The sequence below is a fragment of the Paenibacillus sp. FSL R10-2748 genome (assembly GCF_038005565.1).
In the GTDB taxonomy this organism is placed as follows: Bacteria; Bacillota; Bacilli; order Paenibacillales; family Paenibacillaceae; genus Paenibacillus; species Paenibacillus polymyxa_B.
Window position 1 is genome coordinate 802611 of the sequence record NZ_JBBOTK010000001.1, and the last position, 21379, is coordinate 823989.

The following is a 21379-nucleotide window of genomic DNA, read 5'->3' on the forward strand; positions in this document are numbered from 1 at the left end:
GCCGTAATGTATGTTCATGACTGGCCTTGTATGTTGTCTGTGCTATTTAGCATAGTAAAACCTAATGATAATACTAACATATCTTTAGGTAAGGAACCATACTTATTCCCGCTTCTTTCTGCTTTTCACCTAGGAAAACAGGCAACTGCCAAGCTTATCTCAACATTGCATATAGCCAAGAAATAAGAAAACAGAACTGAAAAGTGCATTTTTTCACACTGTCCTTCATGTCATTCTTATAGAAAACAGCAAGCCTCCTGAATGAATGGAAACTTGCTGTTTAGTACTGTACATATTTGCTCCCTGCCTGAAGACGACAAAGATACTACTGATGTGCTAACGCTCTAGCGCAGCGCCTCATCCAGATCACTAATCAGGTCGTCAATATCCTCCAGACCTACGGAGAAACGAAGTAATCCGTCCGTAATCCCGCGCTCCAATCGTACACTATGGGGCATAGCCGCGTGTGACATCATCGCCGGATACGACAAGATGCTTTCCACAGCTCCCAGACTCACCGCTACAATTGGAATACGTACGCGACTGAGGACTTCTTTTGCACGCTCACCAGAACCCACATCAAACGATATCACTGCACCATAACCGCTGGATTGACGCTCATGAACTTCACGTCCTGGATGATTCTCCAGACCCGGGTAGTACACCGCCTCAATGTCGTTGCGCTCGTTCAGCCAATTGGCGAGCTTTGCTGCACTCTTTTCGCTGTGAGCCATACGAGCCTCCAGTGTCTTCATACCGCGCATGAGCAACCATGACTCCTGCGGAGCCAGCACGGTACCCAGTCCATTTTGGAGCTGCTTGATTTGTCTCCCCAGCGATTCGGTACGTGCTACTGCAAGTCCTGCCAGCACATCGCTGTGTCCGCCCAGAAACTTGGTCGCACTGTGCAATACAATATCGACACCCTGCTCAATCGGACGTTGATAATAAGGTGTCATAAAAGTATTATCCAATAACGTCAAAAGTCCGTTATCCTGTGCCCAAGAGGTTATTCCTGCTACATCGGTAATTTTGAGTGTCGGATTGGACGGGGTTTCCATATATACAGCCCTTGTATTCTCCTGCAACGCCTCTTTCACATGGTTGAGGTCCGTCATGTCAACGAAGGTCGTTTCGATATTCATCCGTTTCAAAATGGAGGTCAGCAGTCGATATGTTCCTCCATATACGTCCTCGGAAACAATGACATGATCTCCAGCAGACAAGAGCATAAATGTAGTAGAGATGGCCGCCATACCTGATGCAAAGGCAAAACCGCTAGCTCCGCCTTCTAATAAGGCGATATAATCCTCCAAAGCTTGTCGTGTCGGATTACCTGAACGGCTATAGTCATGCTGTGGAGGATTAAAAATATCATGATGGTGAAAGGTAGAAGCTTGATAGATCGGGACGCTCGAAGCCCCCGTAACACTGTCAATTTCAGAGCCGAAATGCAGCAGCTTGGTAGCGAACTTCCGCTCTTTGTCCAGATCCTGGCCGATCCTTCTCGCATCCTCTATCATTGCTGCTCCCCTCCTTCTACTTCTTGACGTGCAACTTCCAGCGCCGAACGCAAATCTTCAATTAGGTCGTCTGTATGTTCAATGCCGACGGAGAAACGCAACAGCCTGTCATCCACCCCGACTGCATCCCGAATTTCTGCTGGTATGTCCGCATGTGTCTGCACAGCGGGATAGGTCATTAGCGATTCCACACCGCCGAGACTTTCCGCAAACGCAATGAGCTTAATGTGACGAAGCAAAGGCTCCACATAACGAGCATCCTTTACTTTAAAGGAGAAGATACCCGTATTTCCGCTGGATTGTTTATTTTGAATCTCACGACCTGGGTGGCCTTCGAGAGCTGGATAAAATACTTCCGCCACCGCCGGATGCGTCAGTAAATAGTTAGATAGCACTGTTGCATTATGCTGATGTCGGTCCATACGCAGCGCTAACGTCTTCATCCCCTTCATCAACTGATAGCAGTCGCTCGGGGAAAGCACGGCCCCTATGGAATTGTGCAGGAAGGAAATTTCAGCTGATAGCTCTTTGCCTTTGGTTACGATCAGCCCTGCCAGCACATCATTGTGTCCGCCCAAATATTTGGTTGCGCTATGTACCACAATATCAGCGCCCAGCTCCAATGGCCGCTGGAAATATGGGGTTAGCAGCGTATTATCTACAATGGTAAGCAACTGATGTTGTGATGCCCACTCGGCAACCGCTCGAATATCAGTGATCATCATTAACGGATTTGTAGGTGTTTCTATGAATACAGCTTTGGTATTCGGTCGACATGACTGTTCGAGTGCTTCAAGATCGTTCGTATCCACATAACTTGCTGTTACACCAAATTTAGATAAAATACGCTCCAGCAAGCGATATGTCCCGCCATACAGATCCAGCGATACAATGAGGTGATCTCCCTGTCCAAACAATGCAAATACCGTTTGCAGCGCCGCCATACCTGAGCTACATGCAAAACCTGCATCACCCGATTCAAGTGCAGCAGAAGCCTCTTCCAGTACCTTTCGCGTAGGATTGATCGTCCGAATGTAATCAAATCCTGTGCTTTGACCTAGACGGGGATGGCGGAACGCCGTAGATTGGTAAATCGGGTAATTAACAGCCCCGGTTACTGGCTCCTCTACTGAACCGATTTGTGCCAATCTGCTTTCGATTTTCCACTGTTTCTCACTCATATGAATCCTCCTGTTAACTTCCATAGTGGGTGCTATAACATATCCTGCAAAAATGGATGTCAAAGACTATACTGCTGCGCTACTGCAAGGTGGTACTGTACAAGGGTAAACTACAAGCCCCTTTTTAAATCTGGGGCCCGATATCGTAAGGTGTTTCTTGGTATACATAATAGTTCAGCCAATTCGAGAATAATAAATTGGCGTGTGCCCGCCAGATTGAGGGTGGTGTGCGCTTGGGATCATCATTAGGGAAATAATTTTTGGGGACTTCAACATCCATTCCTTTGCCCACATCGCGGTCGTATTCCCATTTCAGGGAAAGCGGGTCATATTCAGAATGCCCAGTTACAAAAATTTGTTTACCGTCAAGCGTGGCTACGAGGTACACTCCAGCCTCCTCGGATTCGGATAAAACTTCTAATTCGGTAATATGATCAATATCTTCCCGCCGAACCTCCGTATGTCTGGAGTGAGGAGCATAAAACAATTCATCAAAGCCGCGTAGCAATTTTACTTTAGGTTTAATCACGGTGTGTGGAAATACGCCAAAGCATTTGTAGTCGAGCCCGTATTTAGGGACATCGAAATGATGGTATAAGCCTGCCTGTGAGGCCCAACAGATATGCATGGTCGAAGTTACATTCGTTTTCGTCCATTCAAAGATTTGCTGGATCTCCTCCCAGTAGTTAACATCCTCAAACTCAAGCTGTTCAACCGGGGCTCCTGTAATGACCATGCCGTCAAAACGACTGTTCTTGATCTCGTCAAACGTTTTATAGAACATGTTCAAATATTCTTGCGATGTATTTTTGGATACATGAGACTTCATGTGCACCAGCGTGACATCCACTTGCAGCGGCGTATTGCCGACCAAGCGCAACAGTTGGGTTTCCGTCGTCTCCTTTGTAGGCATTAAATTCAAAATGGCGATACGCAACGGACGAATATCCTGATGATAAGCCAAGCTTTCATCCATTACGAAAATATTTTCGCCCTCCAGCACTTCCTTGGCAGGTAGCGTGTCTGGGATTTTAATCGGCATGTAAACTCACTCCTTGTTCGGTAAGTTTTGCGAAAATCGTCTTGTTGAGATGCCGGGCATATAATAAAAAGACCTTTCTCAGGTTAGAGAAAGGTCATATTTGTATCCATATGCGCCTCTCTCATCTGTCAGGGCAACGCTCTTTGTACAAAGCGCGCGTCCTGCAAGAATTAGCACCGTGCGATTAAAATCGCCGGTTGCCGGGTATCATCGGGCTAGTCCCTCCACCTGCTCTTGATAAGATTTCGCTATATTCATTTTAGGTTCACAAAGTTCTTGTTGTTCACTTTAATGCATCGGCTGGGCTTCGTCAAGATGGGACTTTTAAATTTGTACCCTGCATTCACATTTTGTCTACCTTTTCCATAGGTTAAATCATATCCCTCCTATCGTTGAAGCTCTTGCCACTACTGTTGATTTAGCCCATGATTTTGCGCTTGAAAGGCCGTAGGCCGAGCGTTATACTATACAAGTGCTATTAGGCAGAAATATGGAGTAGTAGTGCAGATTTGAGTGTTTCCTGCGATACTGTGGCAATCTAAAAAAGAACATTTGAGAGGTGAATCCGGAATGGAAGGCGACCCGAGTCCGAATAGGCGGCGATCCCTGAACAACAGCATAGGAATGACTTCAGCTTGCCGAAAGACGGGACGCCAGGCTCTGCATGCTCCAAAAGCCTCCGGCTTTTGATGGGAGTGCACGCTTACCCGCACCGGCTAACTGGCTAACTGAGTCCATTCCTTATGCTTAAGGTAAACGTATTTCCGTTACGACGGAGCATAAGGAGTGACATATATGAAAATCCGTTTGGTCAACAACGGGGTTTTTACCCCTGTCGAAGAAATTGAAATGGCGCTTACTGCACCGGCAGAAGGTTTTTATTGGATTGATGCCGATGTCGATGATTTGACAGTGCTCCAGCCTTTATTTTCCATGCATGATCTTGCAGTAGAAGACTGTTTGAGTGAAGAAGAACAGCGTCCGAAGATTGAAATTTATGAAAGCCATTATTTTATCGTTGTAAATAGCATTCGTTTTGATGATGAAGAAATATTTTTGCGAGCTTTGAACATTTTTCTCGGCCGCCATTTTATCATTACGGTGACCAAGCAGAAAATAAATGAGCTTCGTACCCTCAAGCCTATGCTGTGGGAGCAAGAAGTCAGCCAGCCTGACCGTTTTATGTATCTGTTGGTCGACTTGATTGTTGACAACTATTTTCTGGTTGGTGACCGGATTGAGGTCCGCATTGAGAAGCTGGAAGAAGATATTCTAATGCATACGAAAAAGTCGCATTTGAACGAAATCATCGGCTTACGAAGTGAGATTCTGTGGCTGAAAAAAGTGCTGGGTCCACAAAAAGAAGTCATCAATACCCTGAACAAACGGGATTTGCGGCTCATCGACGATCAATTGCAAAAATATTTCAGCGACATTTATGAAAATGCTGTGAAAATTTCGGAGACTTTTGAAACTTACCGCGACTTGATGGGTAACCTTCGAGAAGCTTATCAATCCAGTATCGCCAACCGTGCCAATGAAATTATGCGTGTGTTTACGGCAATTACGACCGTATTTATGCCATTGACAGTCATTACCGGAATATATGGGATGAACTTCGATAATATGCCTGAGCTTCATACACGTTATGGCTATTTTGTCGTCATTGGTATTATGGTGGCATTAGGTGTCAGTATGTTCTGTATTTTCCGCAAGAAAGACTGGGTTTAAAAAGAACAGGGGGGAAAAGTACCGAGTTGGATACTTTTTTCGATTTTCAGCTTGGTCATAAAAAGCAGCAGCCGTGTCCTGTGTGGAACTCGCTGCTGCTTTTTAGTATGTTGAACCCTGAATGTACTTTAATACTTTAGCTTTATTCAATCAGTTCTATATTATCCAACATGTCGGTCGGGTACCTGCTGATGACGAAACCGTATACGGATCAGACGCAGACGCTCGTAAATTTGATCCAGTCCTGTTTCGGTTGCCTTTTCTTCCCCATACACTTTCAGCATGACGGGCTTGAGCAGCGTATCCCCCAACTCTTCATAAGCAGACCAGATGGCTGCCTGCTCCTCCTCAGATACATTCACCAACTCCTTGCGGATCAGCTTCTCCATATCAATGCCATCCCTGTCCAAATGCTCCACAGCTTCAATCATCTCTCTACGATGCAAACCTGTCTTCATTCCGATATGCTCCAGTGAAAGACCGTCCGAAATGCCTTCGATAATCGTTCTAGTTAGGCTGAATTTGTTCAGCTCCTGCCTGTACTGGTTCTCTTTTTGCTTGTATAGCCATGACAAAAAAACTTCTTCTTCCAGCGTCTCTGTTACCCAGTTTAACGGAAATGGTGTGGTCCGGTCATTTTGTGTCGTAATAGCCAATAGCTCCGTCCCATATTGCGACACTTTACCCTGCCCCATACCAGGCAGTTCCAACAGTTCTTCTTCGGTATGGGGAAGATAGACGCTAATGAGTCGAAGCAGCCGATTCGTAGCGATAAAATAAGGTGCTTTTCGTTCCGTTGCTGCCTTTTGCCGTCTCCACATCGTCAACTGCTCATACACTTCATCACGTGGAAACAAATCACTGTAGCAATACAGCTTTTGCAGCGTTTGTCCTCGTCCTGATGATCCTTCTTGCTCATGAAATACGCCATGGATTAAGGGCCTATAGCCCTCAGCCATTTTGAGCGCCAGCTCATGACGGTATACATGTAGTAATTCCTGCCACAAGCTGCCCTCATACCAAAGGTCGTCTATACTTTCATCCGGGACATGCTGTGTGCTCCAGCCTGCACTCCATCCCCCTTCATGCTGCCCAATCCATACCTGAGCAAAGTCCTCATAGCCCTGTTCATTTCGTTTGGACAAGCGATTTAAAAATACAATATCCATGATTTCTTCCTCCCTCATATCGTTGAAAGACAGTCCCGCACAACACAAAAACGCAAAAAAAAGCACCCATCCTGCGTATTCGCAAGAAAGGTGCTTCCCTTTTTGAGCCGTACTATACTGTTGCCTATATAATAACCGTACCTTGGAGTGCCGTCAACCATAAATTCTAATGATTCAGCTTTTCCTTTGCCAATGCCAGAGCACCGCACAATCCAGCATTGTCACCCAATCCCGGAGATACGATATATTGCTCAATATCTGTTGCCAGACTCGAATGCTGTACGTATCCGTTCAAAAGTTCTTGAAGCTTGGTACGAATGAGCGGGAACAGTTGGTCCTGCTTCATCACTCCCCCGCCCATAATAATTTTTTGCGGTGACAGGATTAATACATAGCTCATTAAAGCCTGTGCCAGATAGTACGCTTCCATTTCCCAGGCCGAGTGATCGACAGAAAGCTCATGTCCTTTAACCTTCCATCTTTTTTCGAGCGCAGGACCTGCTGCCAGTCCCTCCAAACAATCTCCGTGATAAGGACATGTCCCCTCGTAAGTATCTTCTGGGTGACGACGTACCAGAATATGCCCCATTTCCGGGTGGGATAATCCATGTATCAGCTTTCCACCAACCAAAGCACCCGCCCCGATGCCTGTACCTATCGTAATATACAGACAGTTGTCCAATCCTTTGGCGGCACCCCAAATAGACTCACCAAGTGCTGCTCCATTCACATCCGTGTCAAACCCCATAGGCACATCAAAATGCTCTTTCAGTTTGCCAATCAGATTGTAATTTCCCCAATGTGGCTTTGGCGTTGTTGTAATATAGCCATATGTATCACTACCTTCGATAGGATCAATCGGCCCGAACGAGCCTACGCCCAATGCTTCAATGCCCTTGCCTTCAAAAAATGCGATGACATTCTCCATTGTTTCTGCTGGGGTGGTTGTTGGAAAGCTCGCCCGTTCCAGTACCTCTCCACGTTCGTTGCCAATTCCACATACAAATTTGGTACCGCCTGCCTCAATTGCTCCCAATACTGTCATAGTTGCTGTTGTCCCCTTTCGATAATCCGGTTCTCTCTCCACTATATTCACCTGAAATGTACCTGAGGTCAATCCCCTTATTGCAATTGTATATAATCCTTCACATGACTATATAACTCCGTCGACATATGGGTATATAAATAAGGACACTAACGCACCAAGCGTCAGCATCCCTATATTACTTACTTTACTTAAATTGTCCGTATCAAGCCTAACAGCTTTATTAAGATCCGGTTGCGACACCCATCAATGTACACAAGCTTTTCATTTCAAGCTGCTCAAACTTGTCTACAATTTGCACGTGATCCAGCGTCAGCAGACAGCTATCCAAAGCACATGCTACAGGTACACCACAGTGAATTTCAGCAAGTTTGCGTGAAAGATGCAGCATATCCAAATCACTCTCAATTTTTTTACGGACCGAGGGTGTTAATTGATCCAGATTCTCCAGAATGCCCTCAATAGAGTCGTATTCCTGAACCAGCTTGAGTGCCGTTTTCTCGCCAATACCTCGTACTCCGGGATAATTATCGCTTGCATCCCCCATCAGGCCTTTAAGGTCCACCACTTGACGTGGCTTAAGCCCTTTTTCAGTCAGCAGGGTCTCCGGGGTGTATACCATATAATTGCCGTGCCCTTTTTTCATAATAATGACCCGTGTCCGCTCATCCACTAATTGAAGTAAATCATGATCTCCTGAGAGAATCATTACATCCATGTCCTCATTTTGCGAATAATGACGTGCAAGCGTACCGATACAATCATCGGCTTCAAAGCCTTCCGCTCCAATGTTGGGAATGCCGAGGCTGTCCGTCACTTCACGAATCAATGTAAATTGGGGAATCAAATCATCCGGTGCGTCGGCTCGGTTTCCTTTATACGCAGCAAAATGTTCCCCACGGAATGTCGTTCCGCCCATATCCCAGCAGCAAATGACATGTGTAGGATTAAACGTTTGGACTGCGTCCCAAAAATATCGAATAAAACCATATATGGCGTTCGTTGGCACCCCAGCTTTTGTACGACGGATATAACCGTTTGCGGCGGTTGCATAATAAGCGCGAAATAGCAGGGCCATGCCGTCAACCAGCATTACGGATTGTTCATTGCGTTGTGTCACAGATTGTATTGCTCCCATTCATCATAATATTTAACCCCCACAGTATAACATATCGTGAGTGTAAATTGGGCGTTATTGAGCTTCCCATGTGCCCTCAAATGTTTCCTCTTTGAATCCTATCGTTACTTTGTTCCCGTCGGTTACAATCGGGCGTTTGATTAATCTACCATTCGAGGATAAAAGCGAAATTTGCTCTTCACGACTCATGTCTCCAAGTTTATCTTTCAGCTTTAGCTCTTTGTACACCTCACCGCTTGTATTAAAAAACTTTTTCAGCTCCAGCCCGCTTTTTCGAATTAAATCTTCCAATTCCTCCGGGCCGGGCGGCTGTTCAAAAATAGGAATAAGTTCCGTCTCATGTCCCTTGTTTTGCAGCCATTTCACTGCATTACGACAGGTACTGCATTTAGAATACTGATATACTTTCAGTTGGCTCATCGCTAGATTAACCTCCATTTGGTTTTGATAGCTTATTTATATTTTATTCTGAAAAATATTGCGCTCTTAATAGCTCCTGCATTTCAGCCATATCTTCAGGTAGAGGAGCATAGAACGTCAGCTGCCCCCCGGTTACAGGATGCTCCAAGGAAAGCTCTGAGGCGTGCAAGGCTTGTCGAGGCATCCTGGCATCAAGCTGATCATATCGCTCACGTTGCGCAGCATCATCGGGTGTAATCCGGTACATTTTATCTCCGATCAACGGACAACCGATATAAGTCATATGCACTCGAATTTGGTGCGTACGCCCGGATTCCAACTTTAGTCCGATGCGACTTCCCCCGTTCCACACTTCCTCCAGCTTATACAGCGTAAGGGCAGGATAACCATCCGGGGTCACCATACGTAAATGCGGATTATCCGGGCTGCGGTCAATTGGTCCGTCTACCTTACCTTCCTGCAGCTCAGGACGCCCATGCACCAGAGCCGTATAGCGCTTATCCACCGTTCCCGCAATCATCTGCTCAGAAATATGCTGGTGTACATACGGATTTTTGGCTACTACCAGCACACCCGTCGTCTCTTGATCAAGACGATGAACAGGACGAAACCGGAACAGTTCTCCCTTGGCCTGCCAATAATGCACAACCCCATTAGCCAGTGTTCCTGTGTAATGACCGTGAGTCGGATGGACAATCATACCCGCCGCCTTGTTCACCACTAACAAATGTTCATCCTCAAACAATATCTCAAAAGGAATGGGTTCAGGTAAAATATCATCAGAACGCTCGCGCTCCATGCGAATTTCTACTTGATCCCCGGACTTTACCTTAACGCTGATGTACACACGTGTCCCGTTCAGCATAATACCTTGCTCGGTCAGCTTGAGTTTGGATATTAACTTTCGAGAAATGTTCATACGTTTTTGTAAAATAGTCTTCAACAGCATGCCCTCCTCCTCAGGAGGGATCGTATATACGATAGGTTCATAGTACAAGCTCATCACAAATTCCCGGTTGCCTCCTTATTTGCGGAACACTTTTTTGCTGCGCACATATTCGACATCGGGCACACCCTGACGGACATTCGCTGTGCGAGCAACGGCAAAGAAATAATCGGAAAGACGGTTCAAATACCGACGTACCGCCGGATTGATGTCCGTATGTTTACCTAATGTAACAGCACGGCGTTCCGCGCGTCGGCAAACCGTACGGCAAACATGAAGCGTTGAGGATAATGTGCTACCACCCGGTATAATAAAACGCTCCACCTTCGGATTTTCCTCCTGACATGCATCAATCCAGCCTTCCAGTCGCTCTGCCAGCTCGTCTTTCACCTTATATTTGCTTTCACTGATTTTAACAAACGCCAAATCCGAACCACAATCAAACAGCTCCTGCTGTATTTCCTCCAATTGAGTCCGAATATCCGCAAACTTTTCCCCTTCGGCAAAGCTGATCGCTTGTCCTACAAAGCTGTTCAGCTCGTCAATTGTACCGTATGCCTCCACACGGTCATCATCTTTGGACACTCGACCTCCAATCACAGAAGTTTGTCCTTCATCACCTGTTCTGGTATAGATCCCCATATTACTCCATCCCCCTTATCATTCCGTAAGTGCTTTCAGCACCTTGATGGCTTCTTCCTTATTGCTTGTACGAGGCGGCACGGTAGCAAATAATGTTTTTGAGTTATATTTTAGCTCCTTAAACATCTTCATCTGCTCCACCGGAATTCCGAACAAATGAGTTTCCTTGCTTACATCTGTTTCTTCTTCCTCCTGCCCCTTCTTCTTAAATACGCCGCCCTCGAACACGCCCCGAGCGTACGTCTTCTTGTCAAAAGCATCATCTAACGGCAGATTCGAACCATTCTGTCCATACAGCTTCATGTCCTCTTCCGGCAAAAGAAACAGATCATGCTCCCCGGCCGCATATTCTACAACCAGCTTCTGCTGGTTATACAGCGGACTGACTGAAATCTCAATAGTCGGAGCCTGTTCGCCCAGCTTATCCTTAAGCTTTTGTGCCAGCTCTTCACGGATGACTGAAGCATCCCCTTTATCCATAATAAAAATGGAGAAGCTGTCCTTGTCCCGTCCCCCACATCCAGCCAATAATACAAGTGTCAACATTCCGATAATCCATGGCGATAGCCTTTTTAGCCCTGTTCTCATATGTACGCCCCCTCTTCCATGCCATTAATATATCATAAGTTGTGAATGCAAAAAAAGAAGGCCCTACGGCCTCCTTCTTACCTTTGGCTGACTTCACACGGTTAAACCTTGCATTCCGTACCATACATTTTCATGTATTCATTGATTTTCAAATCGAGCTTGCAACTAATCTCGATGACAAGATCAGAGGTGAAGGACTGCTCTTCCTGAAACGTCCGCATCATCTCATTGCGCAGGAACAAAATTTCATCTTCTAGGGAAATGTCGTATCCTATTGAACTAGACGAATTATATCCAACATATGACATGAGCATTCCTCCTACAATTGAAAAATTGAACTTCCTGCTTTCGAATTCAAATTATAGCATAGAAATTTAGAAATAAAAGACTATTTTTTATGAATTACCCATAAAAAAATAATTTTAACCTTCTTTTCTTACTTTTTCTACAAAATGACCAATCCGATCCAGTGCCTCCGTCAGCTGAGCAACAGAAGTCGCGTATGAGCAACGAAGATAGCCTTCGCCTCCCAAACCGAACACATTACCCGGTACAGCCGCAACTTTAGCCTCTGCCAATAGACGCTGTGCAAATTCATCTGAGCTAAGTCCCGTGCTTTGAATACTAGGGAAAACATAAAAAGCCCCTCTTGGCTCATGGCACTCCAGGCCGATTTCCCGGAACCCTTCAACCATCAGACGGCGACGCTGATTATAGGCTTCTACCATACGATCTTTCTCACCCAAACCATTCCGCAAGCCTTCCAGTGCCGCAACTTGCCCCATAGAAGGCGCACACATTACGGTGTACTGATGGATTTTGAGCATAGCCGCAATCAGATCTGGATGTCCGCATGTATATCCAATACGCCAGCCTGTCATGGCGAAGGCTTTGGAGAAACCACTGACGAGAATCGTACGATCCATCATACCAGGCATAGCGGCAAAACTAACATGCTTCTCTCCATAATTCAATTCAGCATAAATTTCATCAGAAATGACGATCAAATCATGCTTTTCCACGACTTCGGCAATCGGAAGCCAATCTTCATAAGTCATCGTAGCCCCAGTTGGATTACTCGGATAGCATAAAATCAGCACCTTGGATTTAGGTGTAATTTTTGCCTCCAACGCCTCAGCCGTCAGCTTAAATTCATCCTTAGCAAATGTTTCAATACCTACCGGAATCCCGCCTCCAATTGAAGTGATTGGAGAATATGAAATGTAACACGGCTCGGGCACGAGAATTTCGTCGCCAGGTACAATTAACGCACGCAAGGCAAGATCAATCGCCTCGCTTCCCCCAACGGTCACAATAATCTCATTTTTAGGATCATAATTAACTTCAAATTGCTCATTCAGATAATCACTAATCGCTTCACGCAGTTCTGGCGTTCCCGCATTAGACGTATAGCTGGTAAAACCTCGCTCTAATGAATAGACACAGGCTTCCCGCATATGCCAAGGGGTTGTAAAATCCGGTTCGCCTACACCAAGGGTAATAATATCCTTGTTGCCACCCACCAAGTCAAAAAACTTACGAATGCCCGAAGATGGGATCTCGCGCACCAACGGGGACAAATAGGAACTCATGGCTTTGTTACTGTCGGTAAATGCTTCTGTTTTGAGATTCATCATGATCTTCCTTTACGGCGAAATCACCAGACGATTATCTTCCTGATGATCCTCAAAGATAATTCCGTCCTGCTTGTATTTTTTAAGCGTAAAATTAGTCTTGGTGGACAAGACCGAGTCAATAGGAGACAGTTTCTCCGACACAAAATTAGCGACCTCACGGAGGTTGCGGCCTTCGACTTCTACCAGCAAGTCGTATGCTCCAGACATGAGATAAACCGATTTAACTTGCGGATACAAATAAATCCGTTCTGCAATACCTTCAAATCCTCTTCCACGCTCGGGTGTAATCTGTACTTCAATCAAAGCAGTAACCTTTTCGTCGTCGACTTTATCCCAATTGACTACGGCGGCGTACTTAACGATTACATGTTGGTCTTCTAGCTCTTTAATTGAGGTGCGTACATCCTGCTCGTCAACCCCCAGTAAAGTAGCCAACAAAGTCGGTGTTCTTCTTGCATCTTCTTTTAACAATTCCAGTACTTTTAATTTCAAACCATTTAGCTCTGTCATTCTACATAAGGCCTCCATCGAAAGAGATTACTATACATCATACAATACGCACTTTAAACCTGCAAAGAAAAACCGTCCGCCCCGGTAAACCCGGCAGACGGACGGCTGTTATGGGAAATTGCTTCAAAAACGGAATATCCCGTTTACATATAGTAAGGGTTATTTTGGTGAGTAGGCTGCCCTTGCTGATGCATAGGTTGACCATATCCCCCCGCTGATGACGACTTTTGCTGAATGAACTGTTGGCATTCGTGTTGGGTCTTGCGAGCTTCTTGAATCTGTTTGTCCAAATCGATGCGCAGTGCTTTTGACGAAGTGGAGTACATATTGTTCTGACTCATCAGACGATACAAATCGCCTTGTAGGCGCAGCGTATCGTTCGTAAGGTCGGTGAACATCTGACGCACAGACGGACAATTGGATTCCGTTGTCGCTGTTGTATACTCTCCCACCGTGCGTTTCATATCGGCAAGAATGGTATAGAGCAAATCTTCTTCGGGCATAAATGACGTATTGTTCTGTGAAAACATCGTGATATTACCTCCTTTATTGGTTAATCCATAATTACTGCTGCGGTTGCATAGGAGCAAGCTGCTGGTGCTGTTGAAGTGCATTGGAAAGCAGGTTCAGGTGGTTCTCATGAGTTCTCGCGAATTGCAGACAAGCTTGCTGAATGGCTGGATGCTGAATGGATGCTGCTGTCGCCGTACATTGCTTGAGCAGCAGTTCTTCATTGGAAATGGAGTCCACGATGTACTCCAGCTCTTTGCCTGTCAAGGGTTGCATGTTGGTAGATTGCATAGTCTCTGTGCCTCCTTAAATGTTTTGTTGCACGCTGGTTATCTTGTCCGTTTGGCGAAATACTATGTACACATAAGAGATACTACATATTGCCTATAAGGAGTGCTGTTTATATGGAATTGATTAGCGGGAATACGTATTGGCCGAGTACCTTGGAGCAAACATCGGATTTTCCGCCTTTGGCAGAGGATTTAAATTGTGATGTACTGATCATCGGAGGCGGGATGGGTGGGTCCATCTGCTCCCGGCTATTGGGAGAACGACAGGTAGACACCGTGGTTATTGACAAACGCAAGCTGGTACATGGAAGTTCTTCGGCCAATACCGGACTGCTGCAATATAGCAATGATAAGACCTTAACCTCCTTCATCAATACGTTTGGTGAAACGAACGGTGTACTGTTTTACCGTATGTGCAAAGATGCTCTGGATCAGTTGGAAAAACTGTCTACCACGCTGGAAATTGATCCGTCCTTTATACGCCGCAGTAGCCTGTACTATGCAAGTACATCGGAGGATGTTCAGACGCTTCAGGAAGAGTACAAACAGCTAACCCGGTTTGGATTTCCCGTCGAATACTGGGATGAGCAACAGATTGCTGCCCGATTTCCTTTTCGAAAACCAGCAGCCTTGTACACACACGAAGATGCTGAGGTTAATCCATTTTTGTTTGCTCAAGGACTGCTGCAATCCGCCAGCCGTCTCGGTGTACGCTTATATGAGCATACGGAAGCCAAGCATTTTGAATTCAACGAAAATGAAGTTGTTTGTCATACCAGCGGTGGAATTATCCGAGCGAAAAAAATCATTTTTGCAACAGGTTATGAAACACAGGAGATTAAAACAGATCGCGGAGCCGTTCTGGAAAGCTCTTATGCTATCGCCACCAATCCAATCGGAGATGTTCCCTTGTGGCATGAGCAGTGTCTGATCTGGGAAACTGCTCGTCCTTATCTGTACATACGCTCAACACCGGAAGGACGCATCATTATTGGTGGTTTGGATGAACCTGTACTGGACGCCCATCAACGTGAAATCAGGCTGCTACACCAACAGCAAAAGCTGCTGCAAACGCTACAGGAGCATTTTCCGGGTGTTCCATTTCAGATCGACTATGCTTGGGCGGCTGTATTCGGCTCCTCTCACGACGGCTTGCCGTATATTGGTCCACATCCACGTTTTCCAAACTGCTATTTTTTGGAGGGTTACGGGGGAAATGGGACGGTTACGAGTATGATGGCCGCACAGCTATTGGCTGATGAACTGACGGGCACACACCGACCTGAAATGGAGCTTTATTCTCTAATCCGTACTACCAAGCCCTTGCCTGAAACAACGGAACCGATGGTTTAACATATGAATACAAAAAGAACCTCTTTCCCCTACTAATTGGGTCTGGAGGTCTTTTTTTAATGTATTTTCAAACTATTCGGTTTGCTTGTGCCAGCGTTGTACATGGGAATGAGATTTGCTCTGCTTCGTCTTTTGTTCCATTTTCAGCACACTTCGCATAAAAAACCATCCGAGCACTGGCATCAATGCAAGGCCAATCAACAACCAGATCATCGCCGTAGGAGCCTTGCTGATACTTAGGACACCCAAGAAAATGAGTGTTCCGGTCAATCGGCCTACCATTAAGCATAGTTCGCGCAGTACAACCAGTTCCACTCTCTGATTGGCATCTCCTTTACTCGTCCCCATTAAATCAAAGCTCGCAGAAATCATGGGAATTAAATATAAAGGCATAAATAAAGCGGTGCCGATCCCCATAATCAGTAGCGTGCTATACTCCATACGCCACAATAACGGTAATAGCGCGATCACCAACAACACGGCACCCAACAGCATACCCGCCGAACGATAGTGTGGCTTGAGCCATTTTCCGACAGCCCAAAAGCTGAAAAATGATACCGCCGAGGTGATAAGTGAAAACTGTGCCAGCTTCCATTCCTGTTGAGTAGCTACATATACGAGCAGCGTAATCAGGAAGGCAAACACCCCTTCACGGATGCCCTGGGCAATAAGCGATAACGACAACGGACGCCACATACTCCCTTTTTGTGACAATCGTTGCTTGGGCTCTTTCCAATTGTAATTTCCTGTCGGCTTACGTTTGCGAAGAAAGAAACTAAGCACCACTCCTACGACATAAAAGGCCAAGGAAATACTGAATATCACGCGATAACCTGCGTCATCCTCCATACGGGCAATAATCCAACCGGACAGCCAAGGACCCACTATACCAGAAAACGAGCCCAGCAGACCCACCCATCCGTTAAAATGATCACGGCTTGCCTGATCCGTGACTTCGAAAAAAATCACATTAAACGCCAGCCAGAATAAACCTAATGCTGCACCCAGCAGCATCCCGAGCGGCCATATGTAGTTCACAGCCTGCGGTCCCGTATATAACACGATCAGATAAAATAGGCCTGATAATGCGGTCCCCACGCGTAGGGCATTCATTTTGTTATGTTCCTTGACCCACTTTCCAGCCACCCAGACCATAATTCCCAGTGCAATTTGTTGACTAACATTAAACCAGCCGATCATCGCGTAATCCTGCCTGCTTTTCCACAAATACACGTTAAGAAATGTGCCTGACAATGCTGCTGCAAACACAAACAATCCATTCAAGCTTAATAGCAGAATGGATTGTCCGTTCAGGTTTGATTTCAATGCAGTTCCCCCTAACCGAAAAATCACCAATCAGCTTATTTCAAGCCAGCTTGTTCAAAGATTTCTTCGATTTAAGATGCCCGTATTGAGCTTGGGCCTATCCGGGGGATTGCTATTTAATTGTTGGAAATACCGCTGAGCTTCTCCAGCATCCGCAGTCGGTCATTCTCTGACAGTGTCTGCTGAACATGGAAGCAGCTAGGGCATACATAAACATTCAAGACGAACGGCAAATCCAGAACGGGCTTGCCAAGCGCTGGAGACATCGACGGTTCAAAACCTTCTCTGGTTACGGTTTGCGAACCTGCATGCAGCATGTACTCCCCACATTGAGAACATTCAAGAACCTCATCTTGTCTGTCGAGTATTTGTTCAGCGCCTTGTTCATAAGCCATCAGATCCGCACCGCTTTCTTCAAATTTTTGCAAAGTATGCAGCACAGGCAACTTATGAAGCTCATTATCCTGCAACAACGGTGCATCAACCGGTTTTTCAACTACGATTTCATCATCTGCCTCATATAAAATATCCTGCTCCTCATCATCACCGAGCTGAATACTCAATGTCCGATAACCCTTCAGGTCTTCTTTTCCATGAGAGTGGGGCGCCGGGGTTACAGAAGCCACATGATCATGTTTCGTCTCTTCATGTCCATGCTCACCGGCATGTCTATGAACAGGTGGAGAAACAGACTCATCTTCATCATCGGTGATGTCAGAGTACCCTTTTAGATCATTATGGCAATAAGGACACTCTTCCTCAGGTCCTAATTCTTCATCCCAAATAATTTCCATGTTACACCATGGACAAATAGTCATTTCCAAGCTTTATCATCCTTCCGTTCCAAGCGTATACCAAGCTCTAGTATACAAGATGTGTCAAGTTACACTGGCACCGATCACATAAGATAAAGATATGGAAATAATCATGGAGAACAAGCCGACAGCACGATTATCCTCTTTAATCTGTTGATCGATAGAAAATACTGGTGTCAGAAACTCAAAAAGAAAGTACGCCGCAAGAAGCAGTAAAAAGCCAACGAACGACCAAATCATCGTATCATACACACTGGATTTGGCTTCCATTGCAAAGCGGAGTACGTTGCAAATACCGAACATTTTCCCTCCCGTAGCCATGGCTACCGAAACATTACCGCGCTTGATCTCTTCCCAGCATTTATAGCGGGTTACCAGCTCAAAACACGACAAAAATACAATTAGCTCCAGCACCGCCACCGAGAAATAACCCAGCATCATCCCCAACGGATGTGACAGCAATTCATCAATCGCCATCTTAACTTCGTCCCTCCCGTTCTACCAAGCGTTCCCGGGCAAAGCCGGCAACCCCTAGCTATTCCAATTCAGCAACTGTTACGCCTGTGCCGCCTTCATTGTAATTACCGATACGGTAGCTTTTCACATGCTTATGCTTGCGGAGGTACTCCTGAATACCGGTTCTCAGGACACCCGTACCTTTACCATGAATAATGTGTACCTGACCCAGATTGGCCAGAAACGCTTCATCCATGAAGCGGTCCACTTCCATCAAGGCTTCCTCCACGTTCGCCCCCCGAAGATCAAGTTCACTTCGTACGTTATCATCCCGTGTCCGCTTAACGCCAGTCACTGGTTTTTGAACTCTTGGAGTCGTTGTTTGTGCAGGTTGCAGTAGTTCCAGATCATCCAGACTGACCTTCATCTTCATGATTCCCAGTTGAATCACAGCTTCCTTGGTACCGGACAGTTCAACCACGTGGCCTTTTTTATTTAGACTGTGGACGGATACTTCATCGCCAGCCATGATAGAACGAGTACGCGTAGCAGCCGGGCGTTTGACGGTACTTTTTTTGCGTTGTTTCGGTTCAGCCTCATCCAGTTCTCTGCGAGCTGCAATCAGCTTATGCTCCTTAACCGAGGCCCCTTCTTCCTGAGCCAATTTACGCAAATCAGTAATGATTTTCTCTGCTTCACTACGAGCCTTATCCACGAGAACCCTTGCTTCGTCCTCAGCTTTTTCCAGCATACGGTCCCGTTGGGACTCCAGCTTATCCAGCTCCATCTGATGACGGCTACGCAATGCTTCCATTTCCTTACGTAGCTGCTCCGCTTTTTCCCGTTCTTGCTCAGCTGTCAAACGGTTCTGCTCCAGTGACGCGATCATGTGCTCAACGCGCTGGTCTTCTTCCGTTACCTCACCACGGGCATAGTCTAAAATACGCCCTGGCAATCCCAATCGCTCGGCAATGGCAAATGCATTACTTCGTCCGGGTACACCGACCAGAAGGCGGTAAGTCGGGCTTAATGTAGCGACATCAAACTCCATGCTTGCATTAATAATTCCTTTGCGCTCATAGGCATACGCCTTCAATTCACTATAGTGAGTCGTCGCAACCATGCGGCAACCCATGGCATGTATATGCTCCAAAATAGATACAGCCAGAGCCGAACCTTCTGCGGGGTCCGTTCCTGCCCCCACTTCGTCAAGCAATACAAGACTTTTTGGCGTCATATTTTTCAGGATGCTAATGATATTGGTCATGTGACTGGAAAATGTACTCAAGTTTTGCTCAATGCTCTGCTCGTCACCAATATCGGCATAGATTGCATCAAATACACACAGCTGGCTTTCATCCTCAACAGGTACAAACAGTCCAGACATCGCCATCAAGCTAAGTAGGCCAATAGTTTTCAGGGTAACGGTTTTCCCCCCTGTGTTCGGTCCGGTAACGATAATAGAGGTGTATGAATTGCCTAACTCCACATCAATGGGAACAACCTGCTCCAACGGAATTAGAGGATGTCTGCCCTTTTTCAGCTTTAAATATCCGCGGTCATTCATTAAAGGTAAGGTTGCCTTCATTTCACGGGCGAGACGCGCTTTTGCAAAAATAAAATCAAGATTGCCCAAAATGTCCACATCATACAGCAACATATCTGCTTGTTCTGCGACGAGTGCGGTCAGCTTTTGTAAAATGACTTCAATTTCACGCTCTTCTCTCAGCCTTGTTTCCCTCAGCTTATTGTTCATGGCTACGATGGATTCAGGCTCGATAAACAATGTTGCACCAGACCCGGATTGATCATGAACAATTCCGCCAAAATAAGAACGGTATTCGGCCTTAACCGGGATCACAAACCGATCTCCGCGAATCGTAATCAACTGATCTTGAAGCATTTTGGAGACAGTTGAGGAACGAATCATGGAATCCAGCTTTTCACGAATACGCACTTCTCCCGAGCGCAGCTCCCGACGGATTTGAGAAAGCTCTGTGCTGGCAGAATCCAGCACCTCTGCATTCTCGTCGATACAGCCTTTAATGGAGTTTTCCAAACCTCTCTGCTCCGAAAGCTGCTCACTCCAATACAGCAATGTTTCGACAGGATTTTCCTCATGCAAACTTGTCACGTATACCTGTATACGGCGTGCGGCCTGAACTGTTGTCCGAATGCCGAGCAACTCCTGCGGGCTTAACGTTCCACCAATACGGGCACGCTTCACCGCCGGAGTGATATCTACTACTCCGTTAAATGAAGGCACTCCTTTGAGGCGATCAGCAGCATAAGCCTCATCCGTGCCTTTCAGCATTTTCTTGATATGCTCCAAATCATCGCTGGGCTGTAGTCGAAGGGCTGTCTGTTGTCCCGTTGCCGTTTGGGCATAGTGACTTAGTTTATTTAGAATTTTTTGATATTCAAGGGTTTTGAAAATTTTAGAGTCCAACTTCACTACTCCTTTCACTTATATCTATATTATACCGAAAGCAGCAAACTTACGCTATTTGCCAACTCTGTTTTACACATAAGAAAGCTCTTCATGCCACACACTAACCTTTGTCTAACCCTGTAAATTCAAAAAACAAAGGAGGTTATTCCGTGAGCATTCTCGGGCACATTGTACGTTTCATCGTTGCCGCTCTGGTGCTGATGGTCGTAAGCTGGATCGTTCCCGGATTTAGTGTAGGCGGCTTTTGGAGCGCGCTGATTCTTGCCATTGTCATTGCCTTGGTTGGTTACATCATCGAGGCAGTGTTCGGCCGACGCGTTTCTCCATTTGGACGCGGTATCGTAGGTTTTCTAGTGAGCGCTCTGGTTATCTGGATCGCTCAGTATGTGGTGACCAATGTCAGTGTTTCTGTTCTGGGCGCATTGCTCGCTGCATTGGTTATCGGGATTATCGACCTGTTCATTCCGGTATCGACACCGTTTGAAGCCGGTCGCAAAGACGGGAAATAATTTCAGTAGACCCTCCCGGCAAAGCTGTCCCGAAGCAGATTTCGTCTGCCAAAGGACAGCTTTTTGTCATAAACACTTCTGAGTGGATACAATAAG

The 21379-nt window shown here is 46.0% G+C and carries 22 protein-coding genes and 1 riboswitch; of the genes, 3 read left to right on the forward strand and 19 right to left on the reverse strand.

Annotated features, from left to right (window positions below; translation table 11 throughout):
* Positions 1-344: 344 nt before the first annotated feature.
* The 3 genes from NSS66_RS03810 to metA form a co-directional block, all read right to left on the reverse strand.
* Complete coding sequence (locus NSS66_RS03810) at positions 345-1523, reverse strand: aminotransferase class V-fold PLP-dependent enzyme (RefSeq protein WP_053325033.1); 1179 nt, start codon at positions 1521-1523, stop codon at positions 345-347.
* Complete coding sequence (locus NSS66_RS03815; RefSeq protein ID WP_053325032.1) at positions 1520-2704, reverse strand: PLP-dependent transferase; 1185 nt, start codon at positions 2702-2704, stop codon at positions 1520-1522. The genes NSS66_RS03810 and NSS66_RS03815 overlap by 4 nt, the downstream gene beginning before the upstream one ends.
* 124 nt (positions 2705-2828) lie before the next feature.
* Positions 2829-3746 (reverse strand): homoserine O-acetyltransferase MetA, encoded by a 918-nt coding sequence (metA, locus tag NSS66_RS03820; protein WP_068940112.1) that lies wholly within the window; start codon positions 3744-3746, stop codon positions 2829-2831.
* Positions 3747-3864: 118 nt separating this feature from the next.
* Positions 3865-3990, reverse strand: a riboswitch (SAM riboswitch).
* Between the two features lie 551 nt (positions 3991-4541).
* Between metA and corA the strand changes: the two genes are divergently transcribed.
* Positions 4542-5477: a magnesium/cobalt transporter CorA gene (gene corA, locus NSS66_RS03825; protein ID WP_053325030.1), complete on the forward strand. Its 936-nt coding sequence runs from the start codon at positions 4542-4544 to the stop codon at positions 5475-5477.
* A gap of 161 nt (positions 5478-5638) precedes the next feature.
* On the opposite strand, the gene NSS66_RS03830 is transcribed toward corA, so the two are convergent.
* The 12 genes from NSS66_RS03830 to NSS66_RS03885 all read right to left on the reverse strand — a co-directional run bounded on the left by NSS66_RS03830 (position 5639) and on the right by NSS66_RS03885 (position 14373).
* Positions 5639-6646, reverse strand: coding sequence for an HRDC domain-containing protein (locus tag NSS66_RS03830; protein WP_028542957.1), 1008 nt, complete (start codon positions 6644-6646; stop codon positions 5639-5641).
* Positions 6647-6812: 166 nt separating this feature from the next.
* Positions 6813-7691, reverse strand: a complete 879-nt coding sequence (locus NSS66_RS03835) for an ROK family protein (protein WP_023987786.1) — start codon at positions 7689-7691, stop codon at positions 6813-6815.
* 223 nt (positions 7692-7914) lie between these two features.
* On the reverse strand, positions 7915-8811 hold the full coding sequence (locus tag NSS66_RS03840; RefSeq protein WP_013309415.1) for a 5'-3' exonuclease: 897 nt from the start codon (positions 8809-8811) through the stop codon (positions 7915-7917).
* A 72-nt stretch (positions 8812-8883) separates the two neighbouring features.
* Positions 8884-9249 carry an arsenate reductase family protein gene (locus tag NSS66_RS03845; protein WP_023987785.1) on the reverse strand — a complete coding sequence of 122 codons (366 nt, stop codon included), beginning with the start codon at positions 9247-9249 and terminating at the stop codon, positions 8884-8886.
* A 43-nt stretch (positions 9250-9292) separates the two neighbouring features.
* Entirely contained in the window at positions 9293-10252 is a 960-nt protein-coding gene (locus NSS66_RS03850) for an RluA family pseudouridine synthase (RefSeq protein ID WP_340958594.1), read from the reverse strand.
* Positions 10253-10273: 21 nt separating this feature from the next.
* The gene (locus NSS66_RS03855; RefSeq protein WP_028542959.1) at positions 10274-10837 is read right to left on the reverse strand and encodes a cob(I)yrinic acid a,c-diamide adenosyltransferase; all 564 of its coding nucleotides are present in this window, start codon (positions 10835-10837) and stop codon (positions 10274-10276) included.
* A gap of 18 nt (positions 10838-10855) precedes the next feature.
* A complete protein-coding gene (locus NSS66_RS03860; RefSeq protein ID WP_023987782.1) occupies positions 10856-11425 on the reverse strand; it encodes a hypothetical protein in 570 nt (189 codons plus the stop codon).
* A 101-nt stretch (positions 11426-11526) separates the two neighbouring features.
* Complete coding sequence (locus NSS66_RS03865) at positions 11527-11733, reverse strand: aspartyl-phosphate phosphatase Spo0E family protein (protein WP_023987781.1); 207 nt, start codon at positions 11731-11733, stop codon at positions 11527-11529.
* Positions 11734-11847: 114 nt separating this feature from the next.
* Positions 11848-13059 (reverse strand): aminotransferase class I/II-fold pyridoxal phosphate-dependent enzyme, encoded by a 1212-nt coding sequence (locus NSS66_RS03870; protein ID WP_023987780.1) that lies wholly within the window; start codon positions 13057-13059, stop codon positions 11848-11850.
* A gap of 12 nt (positions 13060-13071) precedes the next feature.
* Positions 13072-13572 (reverse strand): Lrp/AsnC family transcriptional regulator, encoded by a 501-nt coding sequence (locus tag NSS66_RS03875; RefSeq protein WP_023987779.1) that lies wholly within the window; start codon positions 13570-13572, stop codon positions 13072-13074.
* A 143-nt stretch (positions 13573-13715) separates the two neighbouring features.
* Entirely contained in the window at positions 13716-14102 is a 387-nt protein-coding gene (locus NSS66_RS03880) for a spore coat protein (RefSeq protein ID WP_013309407.1), read from the reverse strand.
* 34 nt (positions 14103-14136) lie between these two features.
* The gene (locus tag NSS66_RS03885; protein WP_013309406.1) at positions 14137-14373 is read right to left on the reverse strand and encodes a hypothetical protein; all 237 of its coding nucleotides are present in this window, start codon (positions 14371-14373) and stop codon (positions 14137-14139) included.
* A gap of 113 nt (positions 14374-14486) precedes the next feature.
* Here NSS66_RS03885 and NSS66_RS03890 point away from each other — a divergent pair, with 113 nt between their 5' ends.
* Positions 14487-15725: an NAD(P)/FAD-dependent oxidoreductase gene (locus tag NSS66_RS03890; RefSeq protein ID WP_076264331.1), complete on the forward strand. Its 1239-nt coding sequence runs from the start codon at positions 14487-14489 to the stop codon at positions 15723-15725.
* A 72-nt stretch (positions 15726-15797) separates the two neighbouring features.
* On the opposite strand, the gene NSS66_RS03895 is transcribed toward NSS66_RS03890, so the two are convergent.
* The 4 genes from NSS66_RS03895 to NSS66_RS03910 all read right to left on the reverse strand — a co-directional run bounded on the left by NSS66_RS03895 (position 15798) and on the right by NSS66_RS03910 (position 20771).
* Complete coding sequence (locus NSS66_RS03895; RefSeq protein WP_071558979.1) at positions 15798-17051, reverse strand: MFS transporter; 1254 nt, start codon at positions 17049-17051, stop codon at positions 15798-15800.
* A gap of 116 nt (positions 17052-17167) precedes the next feature.
* Complete coding sequence (locus NSS66_RS03900) at positions 17168-17875, reverse strand: hypothetical protein (RefSeq protein ID WP_023987776.1); 708 nt, start codon at positions 17873-17875, stop codon at positions 17168-17170.
* 54 nt (positions 17876-17929) lie between these two features.
* Positions 17930-18343, reverse strand: coding sequence for a DUF350 domain-containing protein (locus tag NSS66_RS03905; RefSeq protein WP_013309402.1), 414 nt, complete (start codon positions 18341-18343; stop codon positions 17930-17932).
* Positions 18344-18401: 58 nt separating this feature from the next.
* Positions 18402-20771, reverse strand: coding sequence for an endonuclease MutS2 (locus NSS66_RS03910; RefSeq protein WP_023987774.1), 2370 nt, complete (start codon positions 20769-20771; stop codon positions 18402-18404).
* 152 nt (positions 20772-20923) lie between these two features.
* Between NSS66_RS03910 and NSS66_RS03915 the strand changes: the two genes are divergently transcribed.
* On the forward strand, positions 20924-21283 hold the full coding sequence (locus tag NSS66_RS03915; protein ID WP_023987773.1) for a phage holin family protein: 360 nt from the start codon (positions 20924-20926) through the stop codon (positions 21281-21283).
* Positions 21284-21379 lie beyond the last annotated feature (96 nt).